We start from the raw sequence: 17,252 nt of genomic DNA on the forward strand, positions 1-17,252 counted from the left end.
GTGCGGTGATCGGTGAGGACCGCGACCTGCTGTTGCGGCTGCTCGCGCTGCCGACCGCGGGTCCGTTGGAGACCACCGACGAGGTGCGCCTGTGGGACGCGGTGCACGCGTACTCGGAGGCGGCCGAGTCCTTCGGCATGCGCACCGTGCACCTGGGACCGGCGCGGGAGGCCGACGTGCTGCGCCACGACGTGCCCGCCGTCGTGCGGGAGGCCATCGCCGAGGACCCGGACTTCCTGGCCGGGCAACCGAACCTGGTGCTGCGGGTCGGCGACGCCGAGCCGGTGGTGATGTTCAACGTGCACCTGGACACGGTCGCGCCGTTCGAGCCGGCCGGGTTCGACGGCGTCCGGTTCCACGGCCGCGGCGCGATCGACGCGAAAGGACCGGCGGTGGCGCTGCTGGCCGGTGTCCGCGCCGCGATGGCCGAACCGGCGGTGGGGCGGGACGTGAGCGTGCTGATCCAGGCGGTGTCCGGCGAGGAGGGCGGCGCGATGGGCGTGTTCGGCACCCGTCCGCTGGTCGAGGCCGGCTACCACGGCGGCCTGAACGTGTTCTGCGAGCCCACCGGCATGCGCTACCTGCCCCGCTCGACGGCCGCGATGACGGCGTGCGTGCAGGTGCGCGGCGAGGACGCGGTCGACGACCAGCCGCAGGCCGGGCACAACGCGACCGTGCTGCTCGGGTTCCTCGCCCAGCACCTGGCGGGCGCCCTGGCCGGCCGGGTTCCGGACGGGCGGGTGTGCGTGGCCGGGCTGCACACGGGCCGCATGCACAACCGCGTGTACGGCGGCGGCGAGCTGCTGCTGAACCTCTCCTACGGCAGCACGGCGTCCGCGCGGGTGCTGGCCGTGGCGCTGGACGCCGCGCTGACGGAAGGACTGGCCCAGTTCACCGCCCGCTTCCGGGGTGTGCCGCCGTTCCACCGCACCGCCGTCGACGCGGCCCTGATCACCCGGCTGGTGTGGCGCAAGCGCGGGCTGCCCGCCCTGCCGCCGCAGGACGTGCCGCTGCTGGACGGCATCGTGCCGCGCTGGCCCGCGCACGAGCCCGCGTTCACCTGTGACGCGATCTGGCTGGCCGACGTGCCGGGCGCGCACACCGCCGTCCTCGGCCCCGGATCGCTGGAGGCCAACAACGCCCACGCGCGCGGCGAGCACGCCGACGTCGCCGACCTCGACCGGTTCGCCGACGCGGTGCGGGACATCGTCGTGAAGTTCGCGCGGAACGGAGGAACATGACCGTCCTGGTGCCCTACCCGACCCTGCTCGACACCGTCACCGGTGTCTTCCGGGCGCGGGGCGTGCCGCCGGACCGGGCGGCGGTCGCCGCGGAGGCGCTGTGCCACGGCGACCTGACCGGGATGAGCACGCACGGGGTGGTCAACCTGACCCGGCTGTACCTGCCGCTGTTCGACTCCGGGCGCACGGAGCCGACGGCCGACATGGCGGTGGTCGCCGACCTCGGCGCGTCCGTGCTGGCCGACGCGCGCCGGGCGCTCGGGCTGTGGTCGGCGTCCCAGGCGGTGGAGCTGGCCTCGGCGCGGGCGGCGCGGTACGGGATCGGGGTGGTGACGTTGCGCGGCGCGACGCACATCGGCTGCGCCGGGTACCACGCGGCGCGGGCGGCGGCGCACGGGATGGTCGGGCTGATCGCCTCGAACTGCGGCGGCCAGCGCATCGCCCCCGCGCCGGACGGCCGGGAACCGCTGCTCGGCACGAACCCGCTGGCGCTGGCGTGCCCGGCGGGCGACCGGCCGCCGTTCGTGCTGGACATGAGCACGACCGTGGTGCCGACGGGCCGGGTGCGGGCGGCGGCGCGCGCGGGCGAGCAGGTCCCGCCGGGGTGGCTGGCGGCGGACGACGGGACACCGGTGACCGACCCGGCGGCGTTCGACCGGGGTGACGGGCGGCTGCTGTGGCTGGGCGGGGCGACCGAGACGGGCGCGTACAAGGGTTTCGGGCTGGGTCTGCTGGTCGAGGTGCTGGCGGCGCTCGTGCCGGGCGCCTCGACGGGGCCGCTGTCGTCGGTGTCGCGGGACGACGACATCGGGGTGACGGCGCTGGTGCTCGCGCCGTCGGCGCTGCGCTCGGGGTTCCGGGAGGACGCGGCGGCGTTGTTCGGCGCGGTGGCGGGCGCCAAGCCGATCGACCCCCGCAAACCGGTGAGCTACCCGGGCTGGCACGAGGGCGAACGCGCCCGGTGGCGCCGGGTCCACGGCGTTCCGGTGCCGGACGAGCTGTACGAGGAGCTGCGCTCGATCTCGCCGGCCCTGCGGGCCGTCGGATGAGCGGGTCGGAGGCGGCCGGGCGACCGGCGTCACGGGCGGCCGGACCGGATCCGGGTGGGTCAGCTCCGGGTGGGTCGGGCCCGGGTGGATCGGCCGTGTCGCCGACGACCGGATCACGCCCGGGCGGGCCGGACCCCAGTCGGCCGGCGGAGGGCGCGTTGCCCGCGATCCGGCTCGGGGTGGTCGGGTTGGGCGTCATCTCGCGGTTCTACCTGGCCGTGATCGAGTCCTCGCCGCGCTTCGAGCTGGCCGCCGTGTGCGATCTCGACGAGCGCACGTTGACGGGGCGGCGCGTGCCCGCCTTCCGGTCGCACCGGGAGATGCTCGACGCGGGCGGGTTGGACGCGGTGGCGGTGACCGCGCCCAACGACGTGCACGCGGCCGTCGCCGCGGACGCCGTCGAGCGCGGCCTTCCGGTGTGCGTGGAGAAGCCGTTGGCCACGACCCTGCGGGACGGGTTGGCGGTGGCCGAGGCGGCGCGGGCGCGGGACGTGGCGCTGTTCACCGCCTTCCACCGCCGGTACAACGCGAACGTGCTGGCACTGCGGGACAAGCTCGCGGGCGCCGCGCCGATCGCGGAGCTCACCGTGCGCTACCTGGAGCGGATCGAGGAGCACGTCGGCGAGGACCGCTGGTACCTCGACCCGGCCCGGTCCGGCGGCGGCTGCGTGGCCGACAACGGGCCGAACGCGCTGGACCTGGCGCGGTTGTTCCTGGGCGAGCTGACCCTGGAGTCCGCGCGGGTCACGCGGGTGGCGGGCATCGACCGGCAGGCCGTGCTGCACGTGCGCGGTTCCGCGCCGGCGGTGGTGGAGCTGGACTGGTCGCACCCCGGCGAGACGAAGGACGTGACCGCGCGGCTGGCCGACGGGACCGTGCTGGGCGCGGACCTGCTCGCCGGCTACGCGGAGTTCAAGGGCTCGCTGTGGCACGAGTACGAGGGCGTCCTGCGGGACTTCGCGACGGCCGTGGCGGCGCGGTCGGCGTGGCGGGACGGCGGGTTGGCCGCGTTGGACCTGGTGGACGAAGTGTACCGACGAGAGGGTGTTTGATGGTGGAGGACGGCGAGAAGCGGGCGGTCGGCGGCCGGGTCGTCAAGGTGCTGGTGCACCGCCGCGACGACCGCGGGATGAGCCTGGAGCCGTTCGCGAGCCGCTGCGTGCGCCGGGGCGAGGTGCACGAGCTGGTGACGACCGACCACGAGGACACGGCCGCGGGCGCGCGGATCGACCGGGTCGCGTTCCTCGGGTTCGTGGAGATCGTCAACGCCGGCGTGATCGACCGCGGCGACGAGGTGTGGTGCGACGGCGAGTTCGTCGGCTCCGTGCTCGGTTTCGACGCCTGCCACCACCCGAACCACTACAACATCCTCATCACCAGCCCGACCCCGCGCACCGGCCCGGAACTCGGCCTGCGACCCGAGATGGACGTCCTGTTCAGCCCGGCGGTCGTGGCGGTGCCCGCACGCTGAAACCACGACGGCGCCCCGGAGCTTCCCGCACCGGGGCGCCGTCGCGCCGATCAGGTCAGTGACCGAGGAGCGGCACGTCGAGCGTGCCGAAGTGGTAGGCGCGCACCGCGGCCACCAGCTCGTCCACGGTCAACGTCCCGTTGCCGGTGGTGTCGATCGTCCGGAACGACTCGACCGCCGACGAGGCGTCCACCCCGATGGCTTCCAGCCACTTGCGGAACTCCGACGGGTTCACCTCGCCGTCGCCGTCGGTGTCGCACAGGCCCACCATCGCCGCGACCGTCGGCCGCACCACGCGGTTGAACCCGGCGTCGCCCTCCGCGAACACCTGCGCCTCGACCACGCTGAGGAACTGGTCCTCGGTCATCGCCCCGTCCGCGCCCACACCGGCCTTCGCCGCCAGGAACTCGTACATGGAGATGTAGGCGTCGACCAGGGCGCGCGCCTGCGGCGACGAGGTGTCCTCGCCGAACGCCTCGATGATGCGCCGCGCCTCGGCCTCGTAGTCGGACTTCTCGATGCGACCGTTGCCGTTGACGTCCCACTTCTCGAAGCGCTTCTTGAGCCGATCGCTCTTGACCGCCGTGGACATGACCATTCGGACACTCCTAAAGATATGTGGTGAGGTGGTTCCAGCGGAACCACGTGCTGATCCGGTCCGCGGACCGGCTCCCCCGTCAGGGGACTCTCAAAGGCGCATGACCTCCCCTCCCGGCACGCTGCCCGTGACGTCGAGCAGCCGCCGCGAGTTCCTGGCCAACCGGCCCAGGTCGTAACCGCTGTGCGCGACGAGCAGCACGGTGGCGTCGCTCGCGCGCAGCGCGGAGTCCAGGTCGGCGACCGGCGGCCCGAGCGCGGGCACCTCACCGGCCACCGGGTCGTGGTAGGCCACGACCGCGCCGAGCGCCCTCAGCTCGTCGGCGATCCGGAACGCGGCCGACTCCCGGGTGTCCGGCACGTCCGCCTTGTACGACACGCCCAGCAGGAGCACCCGCGCGCCGTCGACGGGCACCCCCGAGCGGGCCAACAGCCGCACCGCCCGCTCGACCACGTAGGACGGCATCGCCGAGTCGACCCTCCGGGCCGCTTCCACCACGCCCAGCTGCGCTCCCTCGCGACGGGCCTTCTCCAGCAGGTAGCGGGGGTCGACGGGGATGCAGTGGCCGCCGACGCCCGGTCCGGGGGTGAACGGCTGGAAGCCGAACGGCTTGGTGGCCGCGCAGTGCAGCACGTCCCACACGTCGACCCCGAGCTGGTCGCAGAACACCGCGATCTCGTTGACCAGCGCGATGTTCACGTACCGGTAGGTGTTCTCCAGCAGCTTCGCCATCTCCGCCTCACGGGTGCCGCGAGCCACCACGACGGAGTCGACGAACCGGCAGTAGAAGGTGGCGCAGTGCTTGGCGCACAACGGGGTGTGACCGCTGACCACCTTGGGCGTGTTGCGGATGCCGAAGCTGCGGTTCCCCGGATCGATGCGCTCCGGCGAGTAGCCGAGCGGGAAGTCCTCGCCGGCCACGAGGCCGTGCCGCTCCAGGATCGGCCGCAGCACCTCGTCGGTGGTGCCGGGGAAGCTCGTGGACTCCAGGATCACCAAGGTGCCCGGCCGCAGGTGGTCCGAGACGGTCTCGGCGGCGGCGCGGACCGCGCCGAGGTCGGGTCGCCCGTCAGGCCCCAGACCGGTGGGCACGCAGATCACCACGGTGTCGGCGCCCGTGATCACGCCGGGGTCGGTGGTGGGGGTGAAACCGTTGGCGCGCATGGCCCGCAACTCGGTGTGCGACACGTCCAGCACGTGCGAGCGGCCCTCGGTCAGCGTGCGCACCACGTCCGGGTCGATGTCGTACCCCGCCACCGCCATGCCCGCGGCGGTGGCCGCCGCCGCCAGCGGCAGCCCTACATAGCCGACTCCGACCACGACCAGCTCGAAGGACACGTGCGCCCTTTCCACATCGGTTTGGGTTGACGACCACGGCGGTCAGGCCCTGGAGGCCGCGAGGTGAGGCTCGTGCGTGCCCGGGTCGACGAGCACGTGCACGTCCTTCGGGAGCGGCCGGCGGGACAGCCCCGGCGAACGCGCCGGGCACCGCGCCGAACCAGCGTTCCACTCAACCCCTCCTCACTGGACGTGACCGCTGCTCGCAAGCTAACAGTCACCCAGAGCAAGAAGCAGCGGCTGAACCGAACACCACTCGGGCAGGTTGCGATCTTCGGTGGACGTTCATCCGGATGGTCACCGAACGCGCGACGGGAGTGGTTGCCGGTGATCCGGCCACCGTCCGAATTCACGAGTTCGAGCGACACCCACCGGTCTTCCCGGTCGGTTAAGAGGAATGTCAGACGCAAGCGGTGACGAACCCGCACAATGACGGTCACGGCAGGCGCGCACCACGCACGGACGAGCGCCCGCACGTGTCGCCTCCGAGGGGCCCGGCACCGCCTCAAACACCACGAGGGATCAACTACGCACAGTGAAGCGCTTGTGAGGCGCGGTCCACAATGGCATCACAACCGGTAACCGGACCCACCGCACAGGGGGACGCCGACTCGGCACGGCCGGCACGAAGAGCCGTCGGCGGACAGTGCCCGCCGACGGGTGCGGGACCGCAAGCGGTCGGGACAGCCGTCAGACCGTCAGGACAACGTCGGCAGCACCTCGGCGGCCACAGTCTCCACGATCGACTCGTCACCGGTGAACGGACCCTCCGCCCTCGGCCACGGCACCAGGACATCGGTGAAGCCCAACTCGTCCGCTCGCCCCAGGAAGTCCCGGTAGCACTCGACGCTCGACAGCGAGAACACCGGCGCGGCGTCGGTCTGCAGGAACCGCCGGACCGGCGCCCGGCCCGCGGGCCGGGCGGCCAGCGCCTCGTCGAACCGCGCCGACAGCTCGGCCAACGACGCCCACCACGAGTCGAGCGAATCCCGCGCCGTGCCCAGGGTCACCCACCCCTCGCCGTGCTTCGCGGCCAGGGCCAGCCCCCTCGGCCCGTTCGCGGCCAGGATGAACGGGGTGCGGGGCCGCTGCACGCAGCCCGGCGCGTTCCGGGCGGCCACCGCCGTGTAGTACTCGCCGGAGTAGTCCACCCGCTCCCCGGTCAGCAACGCGTCCAGCAGCTCGACGAACTCCTCGTAGCGACGCGACGGGCTCGCCACCCCGGTCGTGCCGCCGAACACCTCCACGTCGTACCCGCCCATCCCGCCCGCGCCGATGCCGACCGCGATCCGGCCGTCCGACAGGTCGTCCAACGCCAGCACGTCCCGCGCGAACGGCACCGGGTGGCGGAAGTTCGGCGACGCGACCATGAACCCCAGCTCGATCCGCGACGTGGCCAACGCCGCCGCGCTCAACGTCGGCACCGAGCCGAACCACGCGTGGTCGACCAGCGGACCCCAGCCGAGGTGGTCGAACGTCCAGGCGTGGGCGAACCCGTACGCCTCCGCGGCCAGCCACCGCGGCTTCGCCTCGGACCAGCGGTACTCCGGCAGGATCGTGATCCCGGCGCGCATTGCTCCCCCTCCGACCGAACAAGCGACGCGTTCATTCGAACAGAGCCGGCGTGCACGGTCAACACCGCATCGGGTGATTGCCTCCCCGCGGGCGCGAAGCCAGGACGCCCGGCCCGGACCCCTCGGCCGAGGAGTAGGGACCGGGCGTCCGGGTGCGTGCCTAGCCCCAGATCGACGCCGCCCACTCCGGGTGGTCGACGAACGGGTTGCGGTTGTGCTGGTAGTTGTCGTAGATCACCTGGTTGCGGCGCTTCTCGAACGCGTCCGGCGGGTCCTGCGCGTTCCACTGCAGCAGCACCGACAACCGGCCGTGGTACGGCGCGGTGCCGTTGTTGACGTTGTTGTTCATCTCCAGGTTCGGGTAGCCGTCGTCGCCCTCGTACCGCACCGCCATGTAGAACAACATCCGCGCGACGTCGCCCTTCACCGCGTTGCGCGGCTCCCACGAGTCGGCGTCGGTGTAGTTGCCCGGCGCCTCGCCCACCGCCGAACCACCCAGGTCGAAGTCCTTGTTGCCCCGCTCCGCGTTCACCGACACGTCCGTCGGCCGCAGGTGGTGGATGTCGGTGCCCGGACCGGTCGCGGTGCCGAAGTCGCCGTGCGACTTGGCCCAGACGTGCTCGCGGTTCCAGTCGTCCGGGTCACCGCCGTTGGTGGACTTGCTCTGCGAGCGGCCGGTGTAGAGCAGGATCACGTTGGCGCTGTTGCCCGGGTCCTGGTCGGTGACCTTCAACGCCTCCCACACCTGGTCGTAGGACAGCTTGGTGTTGGTCCGGATGATCCCGTTCAACGCCGTCTTCAACGACGTGCCGGTCTTGCCGAGCGCGTTGCGGTAGTAGGTGTCGTCGTAGCCGCCGCCCGGAGCCGTGGTGGACGTGGTGGTGGGCCGGGTCGTGGTGGAGGTCGGCGAGGTGCCGGCGTTGGCGAACGAGGTGGGCGACGTGAGGCCCGCGTGCGAGAAGTACGCGCTCAACGGACCGGTGACGTCGATCCGCGCGCCGAGCAGGCCGGGGTTGGTCCGCAGGCCCCACTGGGCCCGGAACGCGGACGTGACCTGCACGTACAGCATCTGGCTCGTGCTCGTCTGGGTCGGCGAGTCGGCCAGCGCCAACGCGTAGTCGGACGGGAAGCCCGACCGCACCACGGTGCTGGTGGCGGTCGGCTGCCCGACGACGTAGCCGCGCACGGTCGCGGACGCGCCGTTCTGCTGCCCGACGGCTTGGGCGACGGTGATCGGCGTGGCGGCGGCGGCGGTGGGGATCAGCAGGGCCGCTGCGACGGCGATGACGGAAACGACAACGGCAAGGGGATTCAGCAGGGGTCGTAGTCGCACGATGGGGTGTCTCCTCCCGGGTGCGGCGGCGCAGGGTGGCCGCACGCAGGCAGGATCGCACGAAAGATCACACGTCAGAGTGAATGATCACCGAACATTCGTAACAAAACGAGACGGTGTCGTCTTCAAGCCACACTGAAGCTACTGAGGTCACTCACTCGTCGTACCCCGTGGTGGCGCGGGTGATCAGCGCCGCGTCGGCCTCCCCGAGCCGCCCGGTCAACGCCGACAGCACGTCCGCGATCTTGCGCTCCTCGTACGTGAAGTGCGTTTCCACCAACGCGGCCACACCGTCCAGCTCGTGCCCCAGCACCACGGGGTCGACGTCGCCCAGCTCCGCCAGCGCCGTCAGGGCGTCCGACACGATCCGGTGATCACGGCCCAGCTCGTCCAGCACCGGCCGCAGCTCCGGGTGCTCCCGGGCCAGCACGGGGAACACGCCCTCGTCCTCGGCGGTGTGGTGCCGCTCCAGCGCGGCGCAGAAGGACAGGCAGTGCGACCGAAGGTCGGCGACCCCGGCGCCGTCGGTCAGGCCGTCCCTCACCGCCGCCAGCCGCTCGCGCAGCGCGATGTGCGCCTGCACGAGCTGGTTCCCGAACGCCACCAGGCGCGACGACGGCTCGATGACCTGCTCACCTCCGACCGGATCGCACCCTCCGGTCGATCTTCCCACGGCCGGTGGCGCGCCGATCCGCGAGGGCCCGCGGCGGAACTGCCCGCGGCGGATCAACCCGAGGCCGCGACCGGTTCACTGCTCCGCGCCCACGCGGCCAGTCTCGGCGCCAGCAGGCGGAACACCTCGGGGTCCAGCCCCATGCCGGTGTGCGTGCTGGTCACCTCGATGCAGTCCGCGCACGGGTCGGCGCACAGCTCCCACGGCGCGATGAGGTCGTTGCGGGAGAACACGGCGATGGCGGGCACCTCCAACGGCTGGGCCATCGCGGTGGAGTTGGTGTCGTAGCACGCGCCCGCGAAGCAGTCCTCGTTCAGCAGTCCCGGAACGCCGGCCCGCGACAGCCGCGCCATCTTCCGCGCGACCCGCATCACGCTGGGGTGCGCGCCGAGCTGGTCCAGCACCGGGCTGGCGAGCATGACCAGCCCCCGCACGAGCTCCGGCCTGCGCACCGACACCAGCCGGGCCAGACCACCGCCCCGGCTCTGCCCGAACAGCACCACCGGGCCGCCGGTCGCCTCCGCGTGCTTCTCCAGCCTGCGTTCGAGGCGGTCGACCAGCTCGGACGTGCAGCCCACGTTCATGCCGATCCGCGCGCCGGCCGGCGCGTAACCCCGGTTGCGCAGCCACCTCCCGGCCATCCGCAGGCTCCAGTCGCCGAAGCCGAAACCCGGCACCAGCAGCACGCCGACACCGCGGCCCTCGTCGCGGTCGACGGCCTGCCACGCCGGGTGGGCCAGCAGCCGCGGGATGCCGAGCAACGCCACCAGCACCTGTTCACCGGCCACCGCGCGGGTCGACTCCACCACGCCCATCCGACCTCCCTGCGTCACGGGATAAGGGGGTTCCCCGCTCGGCGCGGTCCCACTCCTCCGGTTTGTCGGCCGAACCGGCGGGAACCACCAGTCCTATGTGGTTGATGAGGCCGCCGGGCGTGTACCGGCCCCAAGAAGACACGTGGTTGATGGCCGAGGCGTTGCGGGAGGCCGGCATCCCGCGAGGCGGCCGCGTGCTGGACGTCTGCACCGGCACCGGCGCGCTCGCGGTCGCCTCGGGCCTGGCCGGCGCGGCCGAGGTCACAGCGGTGGACCTGAGCAGACGGGCGCTCCTCGCCACCTGGGTCAACGCCCGGTCGCGCGGGATGCGGGTGCGCGTGCGGCGCGGCGACTTCGGTGACCTGGTCGGGCGCGACGAGTTCGACGTCGTCACGGCCAACCCGCCGTACGTGCCCAGCGTCGACGTGCCGGACCGGGGCGCCGCGCGGGCCTGGGACGCCGGGCTGGACGGCCGTTCCGTGCTCGACCGGCTATGCGCGGTGATGCCGTTGTTGTTGGCGGACAAGGGCATGGGGTTGGTGGTGCACTCCGCGCTGTGCGACCCGGAGGTCACCCTGAGGCAGTTGCGCGGCGGCGGGTTGAAGGCGTCCGTGGTGGCCCGCCGCACGGTGCCGTTCGGGCCGGTGATGCGCGGGCGGGCGGAGTGGCTGGCCCGGCGCGGGCTCATCGACCACGGCCAGGAGCACGAGGAACTGGTGGTGATCCGTGCCGACGCCGCGTGAGGCCAGGGTGGTGACCGTCGTGCCCGGCGGCCCGGTCCTGGTGGAGGGCCCCGTCGAGGTGCGGCTGGACGACGGGACGGTGGTGTGCTCGGACCGGTTCGTCGTCGCGGTGTGCGCGTGCCGCCGCAGCAAGCGTTACCCGCTGTGCGACACGAGCCACCGCAAACGACGCTGACCGGTCCGCCGGGACGTCAGAGGGGCAGGCGCAACGCCGTCTGCCCCTCTTCCCACGCGCCCAGGAGGTGGTCGCCGAGGCGCTGTTCGAGCAGTTCCGTGGCCTGCACGCCGAACACCACGGATTCGGTCAGCTCGGGCTCGCGGGCCAGCAGGTCGCCGATCACGTCCCGGCGCATCACCTGCTCGTGCACCGCGTCCGCCTCGATGTGCTCGGTGAAGAACTCGACGCACGCGGGGTGCGCGTCCAGCCGTTCCAACGCCTTCGCCATGCGGGTCGCGCTCGGCGCGGTGGTGATCTCGGCGGCGGCGAAGTGCCCCACCAGTGAGCCGCGCAACGACCGGTGCAGACCGCACATCGACATCAGGTTGACCGTGGCCAGCATGACCGCGGGCGCGTGCTCCAGGTACCGGAGGTAGCCGCTGTCCAGACCGGCGCCTTCGAGCAGGTCGGCGAACAGCCGTGAGTGCATCCGGTCGCCCCGGCCGCCGCCGAACTCGTCGAACTCGACGGCCACCAGCGCCGCCTTCGCCGTGCCGCGCAGGCGGGGGATCACCCACGCGTGCGGGTCCGCCTCCTTCAGGTGGTAGATCGAGCGCAGCACCATGTACTCGCGCATGTGCCACCACTCCCCCTCGTCCTTGAGGAAGTGGCTCACGCCGACGCCGTCCACCGGCTCGACCAGCAGCTCGTCCAGCACGCCCTCGATGTCCGCGGCACCGGGCACGTCGGCGCGCAGCCCGTCCAGGAACACCTGTTCCAGCCGGGCGCGCAGGGCCAGCAACCCCGGATCCCACTCCCAGGCGTCCGACACGCCCGCGAAGCCCTGGTAGTGCAGCTCGTAGCAGACGTGCAGGGCCAGGTGCAGGTCTTCGCCGTACGGGTCGGCCGGCACGTGCGACGGCAGCCCGGCCGCCGGCGGTTCGCCGCGCAGGGCGTCCAGGACGGCGGCGGACAGGGGGCCGCGCGGCGCGGGCAGCACCGCTCGGTCGACAACGGGGTCCACAGTGGTCATGACCGTGGACTACCCGCTTCGGCGGGAGTGCACGCGAGCAGCTCCACGGCGTCCTCGGGTGATCCCGCCCTCAGCTGCCGCTGCGCTCCCGTCCCCCGGTCGAGCACGTCGCGCACCAGCGCGTGCACCAGGTCTCGGTCGTCGCCCAGCGCCCCGGACACGTGCTCCAGCAACGCCTCCACCAGCTCGACGGCGGGGACCTGGCGCGCGGTGACGGGGTCGACGCCCGGACCGGACAGCCCGTGCCGGGCCGCCGACCACACGGCCGCCGCCAGCACCTGGTCGTCCAGGTCGGGCGCGGGTCCGGCGGCGCGCGCCGTGTCGACCAGCGCCCTGGTCAGGCCCGCCTGCAGCAGGGCGTCGTCCACCGTGGCGGCGGCGTCGGCGGCCCGCACCTCGACCGTCGGGTACCGGGGAGACGGCCTGGCCAGCCAGAACGTCTGACCGGCGTCCACCAGGACGCCGCAGTCCACCAGCCGGCCGAGCCGGGCGTCGTACTCGGCGGCCGTGCGGAACAACGGCGGCACGCCCGAGCCGGGGAACCGCGCCTGGTCCATCATCCGCCAGCTCGCGTAACCGGTGTCGCGGTCCCGGTCGAACGGCGAGTTGCCGCCGAGCGCCAGCAGCGTCGGCAGCCACCGCCGCAGGTGGTCGACCACGTGCACGGCCGTCTCCCGGTCGGGCACGCCGACGTGCACGTGACAGCCGCAGCACTGGTAGGCGTCCACCTGGCCGCGGTAGATCGACTCGATCCGCTCGAACCTCTCCCCCGCGCTCAACGCCGGTCGCGGGTCGGCCAGCGGCGGTGAACCCGACGCGACCAGCCATAACCCCTCGGCGTGGGCGGCGTGGGCCAGCTCGCGCCGACCGGCCGTCAACTGGTCGCGCAGCTCGGCCAGGTCCGCGCACACCCCGGTGGAGAACTCCACCTGCGCGGCGTTGAGCTCGCGGTGGACCCGCGCGCCGGGCGGCAGGTCGCGCACGCGGGCCAGCACGTCGACCGCGCGGGCCACGGGACGACGCGTCGTCGGGTCCACGAGGAGGAACTCCTCCTCGACACCGATCGTCATCAGGCGGGGTCGCGCCGCAGGAGCGGCTTGGTCGCGGGGCCTTCCAGCACGGCGCCGTCCACGTCGAACCGCGATCCGTGGCACGGGCAGTCCCAGCTGCGCTCGGCGGAGTTGAACCGCACCAGGCAGCCCAGGTGCGTGCAGCGCAGGGACACCCCGTGCACGCCGCCCGCCTCGTCGCGGTAGACCCCGGCCTTGCCCGTGCCGTCGCGCACCACGCGCGCCTCGCCGACCGGCACGTCCGCCACCGACTGGACCTCGGCGGACTTCAGCCGGTCGCCGACCAGGTCGACGGCCACCTTCGCGTTCATCTTCGCCAGCTTCGGCGTGGCGCCCAGGGTGAGCCGGTGCGGGCTGAACCGCGCCGCCAGCGGGTTCTCCCGGCCGACGATCAGGTCGGTCAGCAGTTCCGCGGCCATGGTGCCGTTGCTCAGGCCCCACTTCATGAACCCGGTCGCGCCGTACAGGGTCGACGAGCCGGGCAGGTAGGGGCCGATCATCGGCAGGTTGTCGTAGGACGTGGGGTCCTGCGCGGACCAGCGGTGGGTGACCTCGGCGATGTCCCAGCGCTCGGCGGCGAACTTGGTCAGCTCGTCGTACGGCTCGCCCGGCGACGTGCCGGGCGCGTGGCCGCGTCCCGCGACGATCAGCAGGTCGCCGGAGCTCGCCAGCGACCAGGACGGGCTGCCCGCGCTGATGCCCAGGCCCGTCGGCGGTGCGCCCGAGGCCAACCGGATCGCGACGCAGTAGGACCTCATCGGCTCCAGCCGGGCGAAGTACAGGCCGCGGTCCAGGATCGGGTAGTGCGTGGCGATCACCACGCGTTCGGCGACGACCGTGCCCTGGTCGGTGTGGACCCGGCTCGGCGTGCCGTCCTCGAGGCGCAGCACGCGGCTCGCCTCGTAGACCCGCGACCCGTCGCCGTCCACGGCCTCCGCCAGCCCTCGCACGTACTTGACCGGGTCGATCGCCAGCTGGTCGTCCAGCCGCACCGCGCCCGCGATCGGGAACGGCACGCCCATCAGCTCGCCGCGGTCGCGCGCCACGGGCAGCCCCGCCCGCGCGGCGGCTTCGGCCTCCCGCTCGACCGCGTCGAGCTCGCCCTGGTCGAACGCGAACGTGTAGGCGGGCATCCGGCGCAGGTCGCAGGCGATGCCCACTTCGGACACCAGCGCGGCGACCCGCTCGACGGCGGCGACGTTGCCGGAGGCGTAGTCGGCCGCCGCCTCGACCCCGTGCCGGCGTTCGATCGTCGAGTACACGGTGGACTGGAGGGCGGTGACCTTGGCGGTGTTGTTGCCGCTGACACCGCTGCCGACCCGGTCGGCCTCCACCAGCACGACCCGCAGGCCCGCGCGCTTGAGCAGCAACGCCGTGGTGACACCGGTGATGCCACCGCCGACCACCGCCACGTCCACCGCCGTCTCGCCGGTGAGCGCGGGGAACCGGCCGTGCGGGATCGCCTCGGACCACAGCGAGTGGCGGGCGGTCGTGGTCGCTTCCGTCATGTGTAGCTGGTACCCGGGGGTTCGGTGTTCGAACCTCCGTCCACGAGGTAACCCGGGCGCATGCGCACCTTCGCCGATCTCACCGACCTGGTCGCCTTGGTCGAGGACCGCACGCCCGCGCGCGAGCTGTACGTGCGCTGGTCGCGGGGCCCGGAGGCGGACAACGACCGGCGCAGCCGCGACGGGTTGAGCGGCGTGCCGCTGCCCGGCCTGTCCGCCAACTCCCTCGCGGTGGAGCCGTGGTGGGGCGACCGGCCACTGCGGCTCTGGGTGGCCCGCCGCCTGCACGACTACCGCCACCTGCGGGAGCGCCGGGGGCCGGGCACGCGACCGTGGATCCTGGAGGGCTCCGAGGTCGGTCGCGGCCCGGACAACGAGCCGTTGGTGACATGTCGCCACCCGATCGGGTGGATCGCGGACGACGTGCTCGCGGAGTGCGAGCACCTGGTCGAGGACCACGCCGCCACGAACTGGGGTCCCTTGGACCGGGAGGGTCCGTCGCCGGCCTAGCCGACGGTGAACGTCCTGGTCGTCCCGGTGAACGGGGTGATCGCGCCGGTCCAGCCGCTCTTCCAGTCGCCGTGGTGCACGATCCGGTACGTGCCCGGCGGGGTGTCGGCCGGGATCGTCCAGGTGACCGTGGCGTTCGAGTTGGCCACGCCGTCGCGCTGCCAGCGGTAGCGGGTGGACCAGTCGCCGTCGTCGGCGTGCCGGGTCCAGGCGCCGTCGACCAGGCGTTGGACTTCGAGGAACGTGCCGTTGCGGCGGAGGTCGTTCTTCGGGTGCCCGGTGACGAACACGGCGGTGGCGGTCTGGCCGCGGGCGTAGGTGGCGGCGGGTTGGGTGAGCACCTGGCCGAAGGAGTGCCACGGCGCCTTGTCGTCGAACACCACCCCGGTCTGGAGGTTGATCTCGGTGAACGGCGGCTTGGCGGGCGTCGCGCCCGGCGCGAGGGGCGTGCCGGCGCGCAGTGACGCGGCGAGCTTCGCGAACTCCTGCTGGTAGGCGGGCAGGGTGTTGCGGCCGAACAACGTCGAGCCGCCCTCGTACTGCTGCAGGTCGTACTCCTCCGGCGTGGTCACGTACTGGCTGTAGTCGTTGGCGTAGCCCTGCACCAGCACGTTCTCCAGGGGCACGCCCGCCTCGGCGGCCACCGCGCGCCGGATCCGCAGGCCCGCCACGATCGTCACCTCGCCCGGCACGGCGACCAGGTGCAGCGGGCCGATCTTCACGATCTGCAGCGGCAGCACGTTCGGCGTGGCCTGCACCAGACCGGTCGGCACCAGCGACGCCTTCGGGTACTGGCAGTCCCGCAGCCACTGCGGCACCTCGACGTCCAGGGGCTCGAACAACGCCTTCCACGGACTGGTCATGCCCTCGGTGAAGCCGGGGATCGCCGGTCCGTCCTCGACGCTGCCGGCCATGGTGGACGCGCCGACCACGCCGGGGCACGTCGTGCCCGGCTTACCGTCGGTGGTGTACCGGCCGTCCACGGTGACCGCGGCCATGTCCACGAACCGCATCCGGTAGTCCACCGCGCCCGTGACCGGTGTCTGCGGGCCCGCGAACACCTGCTGCGCCTTGCGGTTCTGGCGCTCGCCGATGATCCGGGTGTTCTCCACCTCGTCCTCGGTCGGGCCGGAACCGGGGCGCAGGTTGAGGTTCGGCGACATGTCGCCCGCGTTGGTGTTGGGGAACGCGGCGACGAAACCGGGCCGGTCCTCCAGGTACCGCACGCCCCGGTCGTCGTGCTCCCACTGGTAGGACGCGTAACCCTTGTTGTCCGGGCTGATCAGCGTGTTCTTGTTGGTCATCGACGTGTTGTGGGTGGCGAACCAGCTGATCGCGCCGACGTCCGCGCCGTTCTGCCGGAACTTCAGCACGGTCATGGCCGGGTCGATCGCCCGCGGGAAGTGGCCCTTGTCGGGGTTGCGCTCGAACGCGACCCGGGAGCGGTTCACGCTCGCGTCGGTCAGCTCGCCGCGCCCCAGGGTCAGCTCGCCGGGCTTGAGGTCCTCGTGCGCCCGCACGACCGACTCGGTGATGCCGTCGGTGATCGCGGCCAGCGTCTGCGGCTGCATGCCCAGGATCGAGAGGTTGTAGGCGAGGTTGTGCGAGTAGCCGCCGGGTCCCGCGTGCGTGTGGGTCGCGGACAGCAGCACGTTCTCGCGGGTGTAGAGCGAGCCGTACCGGGCCTGGAGCTTGGCCAGCACCGCTTCCTGCACCGCCCGGAACATCATCGCCAGGTCCGCGTTGACGTACGCGACGCGCTTGCCGGTGGCCTGGTCGACCACGACGTACGCGCGGGAGCGCTGGCGCTGGTGGATGCCGGTGGTCTTCTGCTCGAACGCCGAGTAGCCCATCATCCCGTTCTCGGCGGCGGGACCGGTGACGTCGGAGATGCCCCTCCCGACCAGGTAGGGCGTCGGCGCGGCGTCCGCGACCGGCAGCCCGACCACCACCAGTGCGCCGACCAGCGCCGTTGCCGCCAACGACCGTCGTGAGACCCGCATCCGCACTCCCCGACCCGATTCGGTTCGCCATACGCGAAACGTCTTCACCTTTACTCGACGGTAGGTGATCGGGCCCACCCGGGCAAGCCCCCGCCCGGCACAGCCGTCCTCGTGACGTCGGACGGGGTACCGGGCC

At 72.7% G+C, this 17,252-nt stretch carries 15 protein-coding genes and 3 pseudogenes; 7 read left to right on the plus strand and 11 right to left on the minus strand.

Annotation, left to right across the window (positions count from 1 at the left end; translation table 11 throughout):
- Nucleotides 1-5: 5 nt before the first annotated feature.
- From EDD40_RS03400 to EDD40_RS03415, 4 genes and pseudogenes are all read left to right on the plus strand, one after another.
- Nucleotides 6-1,241 carry a M20/M25/M40 family metallo-hydrolase gene (locus tag EDD40_RS03400; RefSeq protein ID WP_123741604.1) on the plus strand — a complete coding sequence of 412 codons (1,236 nt, stop codon included), beginning with the start codon at nucleotides 6-8 and terminating at the stop codon, nucleotides 1,239-1,241.
- Nucleotides 1,238-2,290 (plus strand): Ldh family oxidoreductase, encoded by a 1,053-nt coding sequence (locus EDD40_RS03405; RefSeq protein ID WP_123741605.1) that lies wholly within the window; start codon nucleotides 1,238-1,240, stop codon nucleotides 2,288-2,290. The genes EDD40_RS03400 and EDD40_RS03405 overlap by 4 nt, the downstream gene beginning before the upstream one ends.
- 158 nt (nucleotides 2,291-2,448) lie before the next feature.
- Nucleotides 2,449-3,420, plus strand: a pseudogene (locus EDD40_RS03410) (Gfo/Idh/MocA family protein); the annotation flags it as partial.
- Entirely contained in the window at nucleotides 3,345-3,761 is a 417-nt protein-coding gene (locus EDD40_RS03415; RefSeq protein ID WP_246038289.1) for a DUF6917 domain-containing protein, read from the plus strand. The pseudogene EDD40_RS03410 and the gene EDD40_RS03415, both read left to right, overlap by 76 nt.
- Before the next feature lie 55 nt (nucleotides 3,762-3,816).
- Here EDD40_RS03415 and EDD40_RS03420 read toward each other — a convergent pair whose 3' ends face one another.
- The 7 genes and pseudogenes from EDD40_RS03420 to EDD40_RS03445 all read right to left on the minus strand — a co-directional run bounded on the left by EDD40_RS03420 (nucleotide 3,817) and on the right by EDD40_RS03445 (nucleotide 10,092).
- Nucleotides 3,817-4,359 (minus strand): EF-hand domain-containing protein, encoded by a 543-nt coding sequence (locus tag EDD40_RS03420; protein ID WP_328809470.1) that lies wholly within the window; start codon nucleotides 4,357-4,359, stop codon nucleotides 3,817-3,819.
- Nucleotides 4,360-4,449: 90 nt separating this feature from the next.
- Nucleotides 4,450-5,697 (minus strand): nucleotide sugar dehydrogenase, encoded by a 1,248-nt coding sequence (locus tag EDD40_RS03425; protein ID WP_123741608.1) that lies wholly within the window; start codon nucleotides 5,695-5,697, stop codon nucleotides 4,450-4,452.
- A gap of 698 nt (nucleotides 5,698-6,395) precedes the next feature.
- Nucleotides 6,396-7,271, minus strand: coding sequence for an LLM class flavin-dependent oxidoreductase (locus EDD40_RS03430; protein WP_123741609.1), 876 nt, complete (start codon nucleotides 7,269-7,271; stop codon nucleotides 6,396-6,398).
- A 160-nt stretch (nucleotides 7,272-7,431) separates the two neighbouring features.
- Nucleotides 7,432-8,115: pseudogene (locus EDD40_RS03435) on the minus strand (endonuclease I family protein); the annotation flags it as partial.
- A gap of 93 nt (nucleotides 8,116-8,208) precedes the next feature.
- Nucleotides 8,209-8,649: pseudogene (locus EDD40_RS44250) on the minus strand (DUF6359 domain-containing protein); the annotation flags it as partial.
- 109 nt (nucleotides 8,650-8,758) lie between these two features.
- Nucleotides 8,759-9,208: a hemerythrin domain-containing protein gene (locus tag EDD40_RS03440; protein WP_246037383.1), complete on the minus strand. Its 450-nt coding sequence runs from the start codon at nucleotides 9,206-9,208 to the stop codon at nucleotides 8,759-8,761.
- 122 nt (nucleotides 9,209-9,330) lie between these two features.
- A complete protein-coding gene (locus EDD40_RS03445) occupies nucleotides 9,331-10,092 on the minus strand; it encodes an alpha/beta fold hydrolase domain-containing protein (RefSeq protein ID WP_123741610.1) in 762 nt (253 codons plus the stop codon).
- 95 nt (nucleotides 10,093-10,187) lie between these two features.
- Here EDD40_RS03445 and EDD40_RS03450 point away from each other — a divergent pair, with 95 nt between their 5' ends.
- Together EDD40_RS03450 and EDD40_RS03455 are read left to right on the plus strand one after the other, a co-directional pair.
- Nucleotides 10,188-10,835, plus strand: coding sequence for a HemK2/MTQ2 family protein methyltransferase (locus EDD40_RS03450; RefSeq protein WP_123741611.1), 648 nt, complete (start codon nucleotides 10,188-10,190; stop codon nucleotides 10,833-10,835).
- Nucleotides 10,819-11,010 carry a CDGSH iron-sulfur domain-containing protein gene (locus tag EDD40_RS03455; RefSeq protein ID WP_123741612.1) on the plus strand — a complete coding sequence of 64 codons (192 nt, stop codon included), beginning with the start codon at nucleotides 10,819-10,821 and terminating at the stop codon, nucleotides 11,008-11,010. The genes EDD40_RS03450 and EDD40_RS03455 overlap by 17 nt, the downstream gene beginning before the upstream one ends.
- A gap of 16 nt (nucleotides 11,011-11,026) precedes the next feature.
- On the opposite strand, the gene EDD40_RS03460 is transcribed toward EDD40_RS03455, so the two are convergent.
- From EDD40_RS03460 to EDD40_RS03470, 3 genes are read right to left on the minus strand one after another with little or no spacing between them, the layout of a single operon-like run.
- Nucleotides 11,027-12,025 carry an iron-containing redox enzyme family protein gene (locus EDD40_RS03460; RefSeq protein WP_123741613.1) on the minus strand — a complete coding sequence of 333 codons (999 nt, stop codon included), beginning with the start codon at nucleotides 12,023-12,025 and terminating at the stop codon, nucleotides 11,027-11,029.
- Nucleotides 12,022-13,095, minus strand: coding sequence for a carboxylate-amine ligase (locus EDD40_RS03465; RefSeq protein WP_170184929.1), 1,074 nt, complete (start codon nucleotides 13,093-13,095; stop codon nucleotides 12,022-12,024). The genes EDD40_RS03460 and EDD40_RS03465 overlap by 4 nt, the downstream gene beginning before the upstream one ends.
- Complete coding sequence (locus EDD40_RS03470; RefSeq protein WP_123741614.1) at nucleotides 13,095-14,603, minus strand: FAD-dependent oxidoreductase; 1,509 nt, start codon at nucleotides 14,601-14,603, stop codon at nucleotides 13,095-13,097. Before EDD40_RS03470 ends, EDD40_RS03465 begins: the two co-directional genes overlap by 1 nt.
- 60 nt (nucleotides 14,604-14,663) lie before the next feature.
- Between EDD40_RS03470 and EDD40_RS03475 the strand changes: the two genes are divergently transcribed.
- Nucleotides 14,664-15,113, plus strand: a complete 450-nt coding sequence (locus EDD40_RS03475) for a DUF6098 family protein (RefSeq protein ID WP_123741615.1) — start codon at nucleotides 14,664-14,666, stop codon at nucleotides 15,111-15,113.
- Here the strand turns inward: EDD40_RS03475 and EDD40_RS03480 are convergent.
- Nucleotides 15,110-17,116 (minus strand): neutral/alkaline ceramidase, encoded by a 2,007-nt coding sequence (locus tag EDD40_RS03480; protein WP_123747722.1) that lies wholly within the window; start codon nucleotides 17,114-17,116, stop codon nucleotides 15,110-15,112. The two genes, EDD40_RS03475 and EDD40_RS03480, sit on opposite strands and share 4 nt — an antisense overlap.
- Nucleotides 17,117-17,252 lie beyond the last annotated feature (136 nt).

Origin of the sequence: Saccharothrix texasensis, assembly GCF_003752005.1 — a bacterium.
Lineage (GTDB): Bacteria > Actinomycetota > Actinomycetes > Mycobacteriales > Pseudonocardiaceae > Actinosynnema > Actinosynnema texasense.

What these genes read in the sequence shown, in the direction of transcription:
- EDD40_RS03405 (WP_123741605.1), top strand. Translation starts at nt 1,238, where the DNA reads ATGACCGTCCTGGTGCCCTACCCGACCCTGCTCGACACCGTCACCGGT.
- EDD40_RS03420 (WP_328809470.1), bottom strand. Translation starts at nt 4,359, where the DNA reads ATGGTCATGTCCACGGCGGTCAAGAGCGATCGGCTCAAGAAGCGCTTC.
- EDD40_RS03430 (WP_123741609.1), bottom strand. Translation starts at nt 7,271, where the DNA reads ATGCGCGCCGGGATCACGATCCTGCCGGAGTACCGCTGGTCCGAGGCG.
- EDD40_RS03445 (WP_123741610.1), bottom strand. Translation starts at nt 10,092, where the DNA reads ATGGGCGTGGTGGAGTCGACCCGCGCGGTGGCCGGTGAACAGGTGCTG.
- EDD40_RS03450 (WP_123741611.1), top strand. Translation starts at nt 10,188, where the DNA reads ATGTGGTTGATGAGGCCGCCGGGCGTGTACCGGCCCCAAGAAGACACG.
- EDD40_RS03460 (WP_123741613.1), bottom strand. Translation starts at nt 12,025, where the DNA reads ATGACCACTGTGGACCCCGTTGTCGACCGAGCGGTGCTGCCCGCGCCG.
- EDD40_RS03465 (WP_170184929.1), bottom strand. Translation starts at nt 13,095, where the DNA reads ATGACGATCGGTGTCGAGGAGGAGTTCCTCCTCGTGGACCCGACGACG.
- EDD40_RS03470 (WP_123741614.1), bottom strand. Translation starts at nt 14,603, where the DNA reads ATGACGGAAGCGACCACGACCGCCCGCCACTCGCTGTGGTCCGAGGCG.
- EDD40_RS03475 (WP_123741615.1), top strand. Translation starts at nt 14,664, where the DNA reads ATGCGCACCTTCGCCGATCTCACCGACCTGGTCGCCTTGGTCGAGGAC.
- EDD40_RS03480 (WP_123747722.1), bottom strand. Translation starts at nt 17,116, where the DNA reads ATGCGGGTCTCACGACGGTCGTTGGCGGCAACGGCGCTGGTCGGCGCA.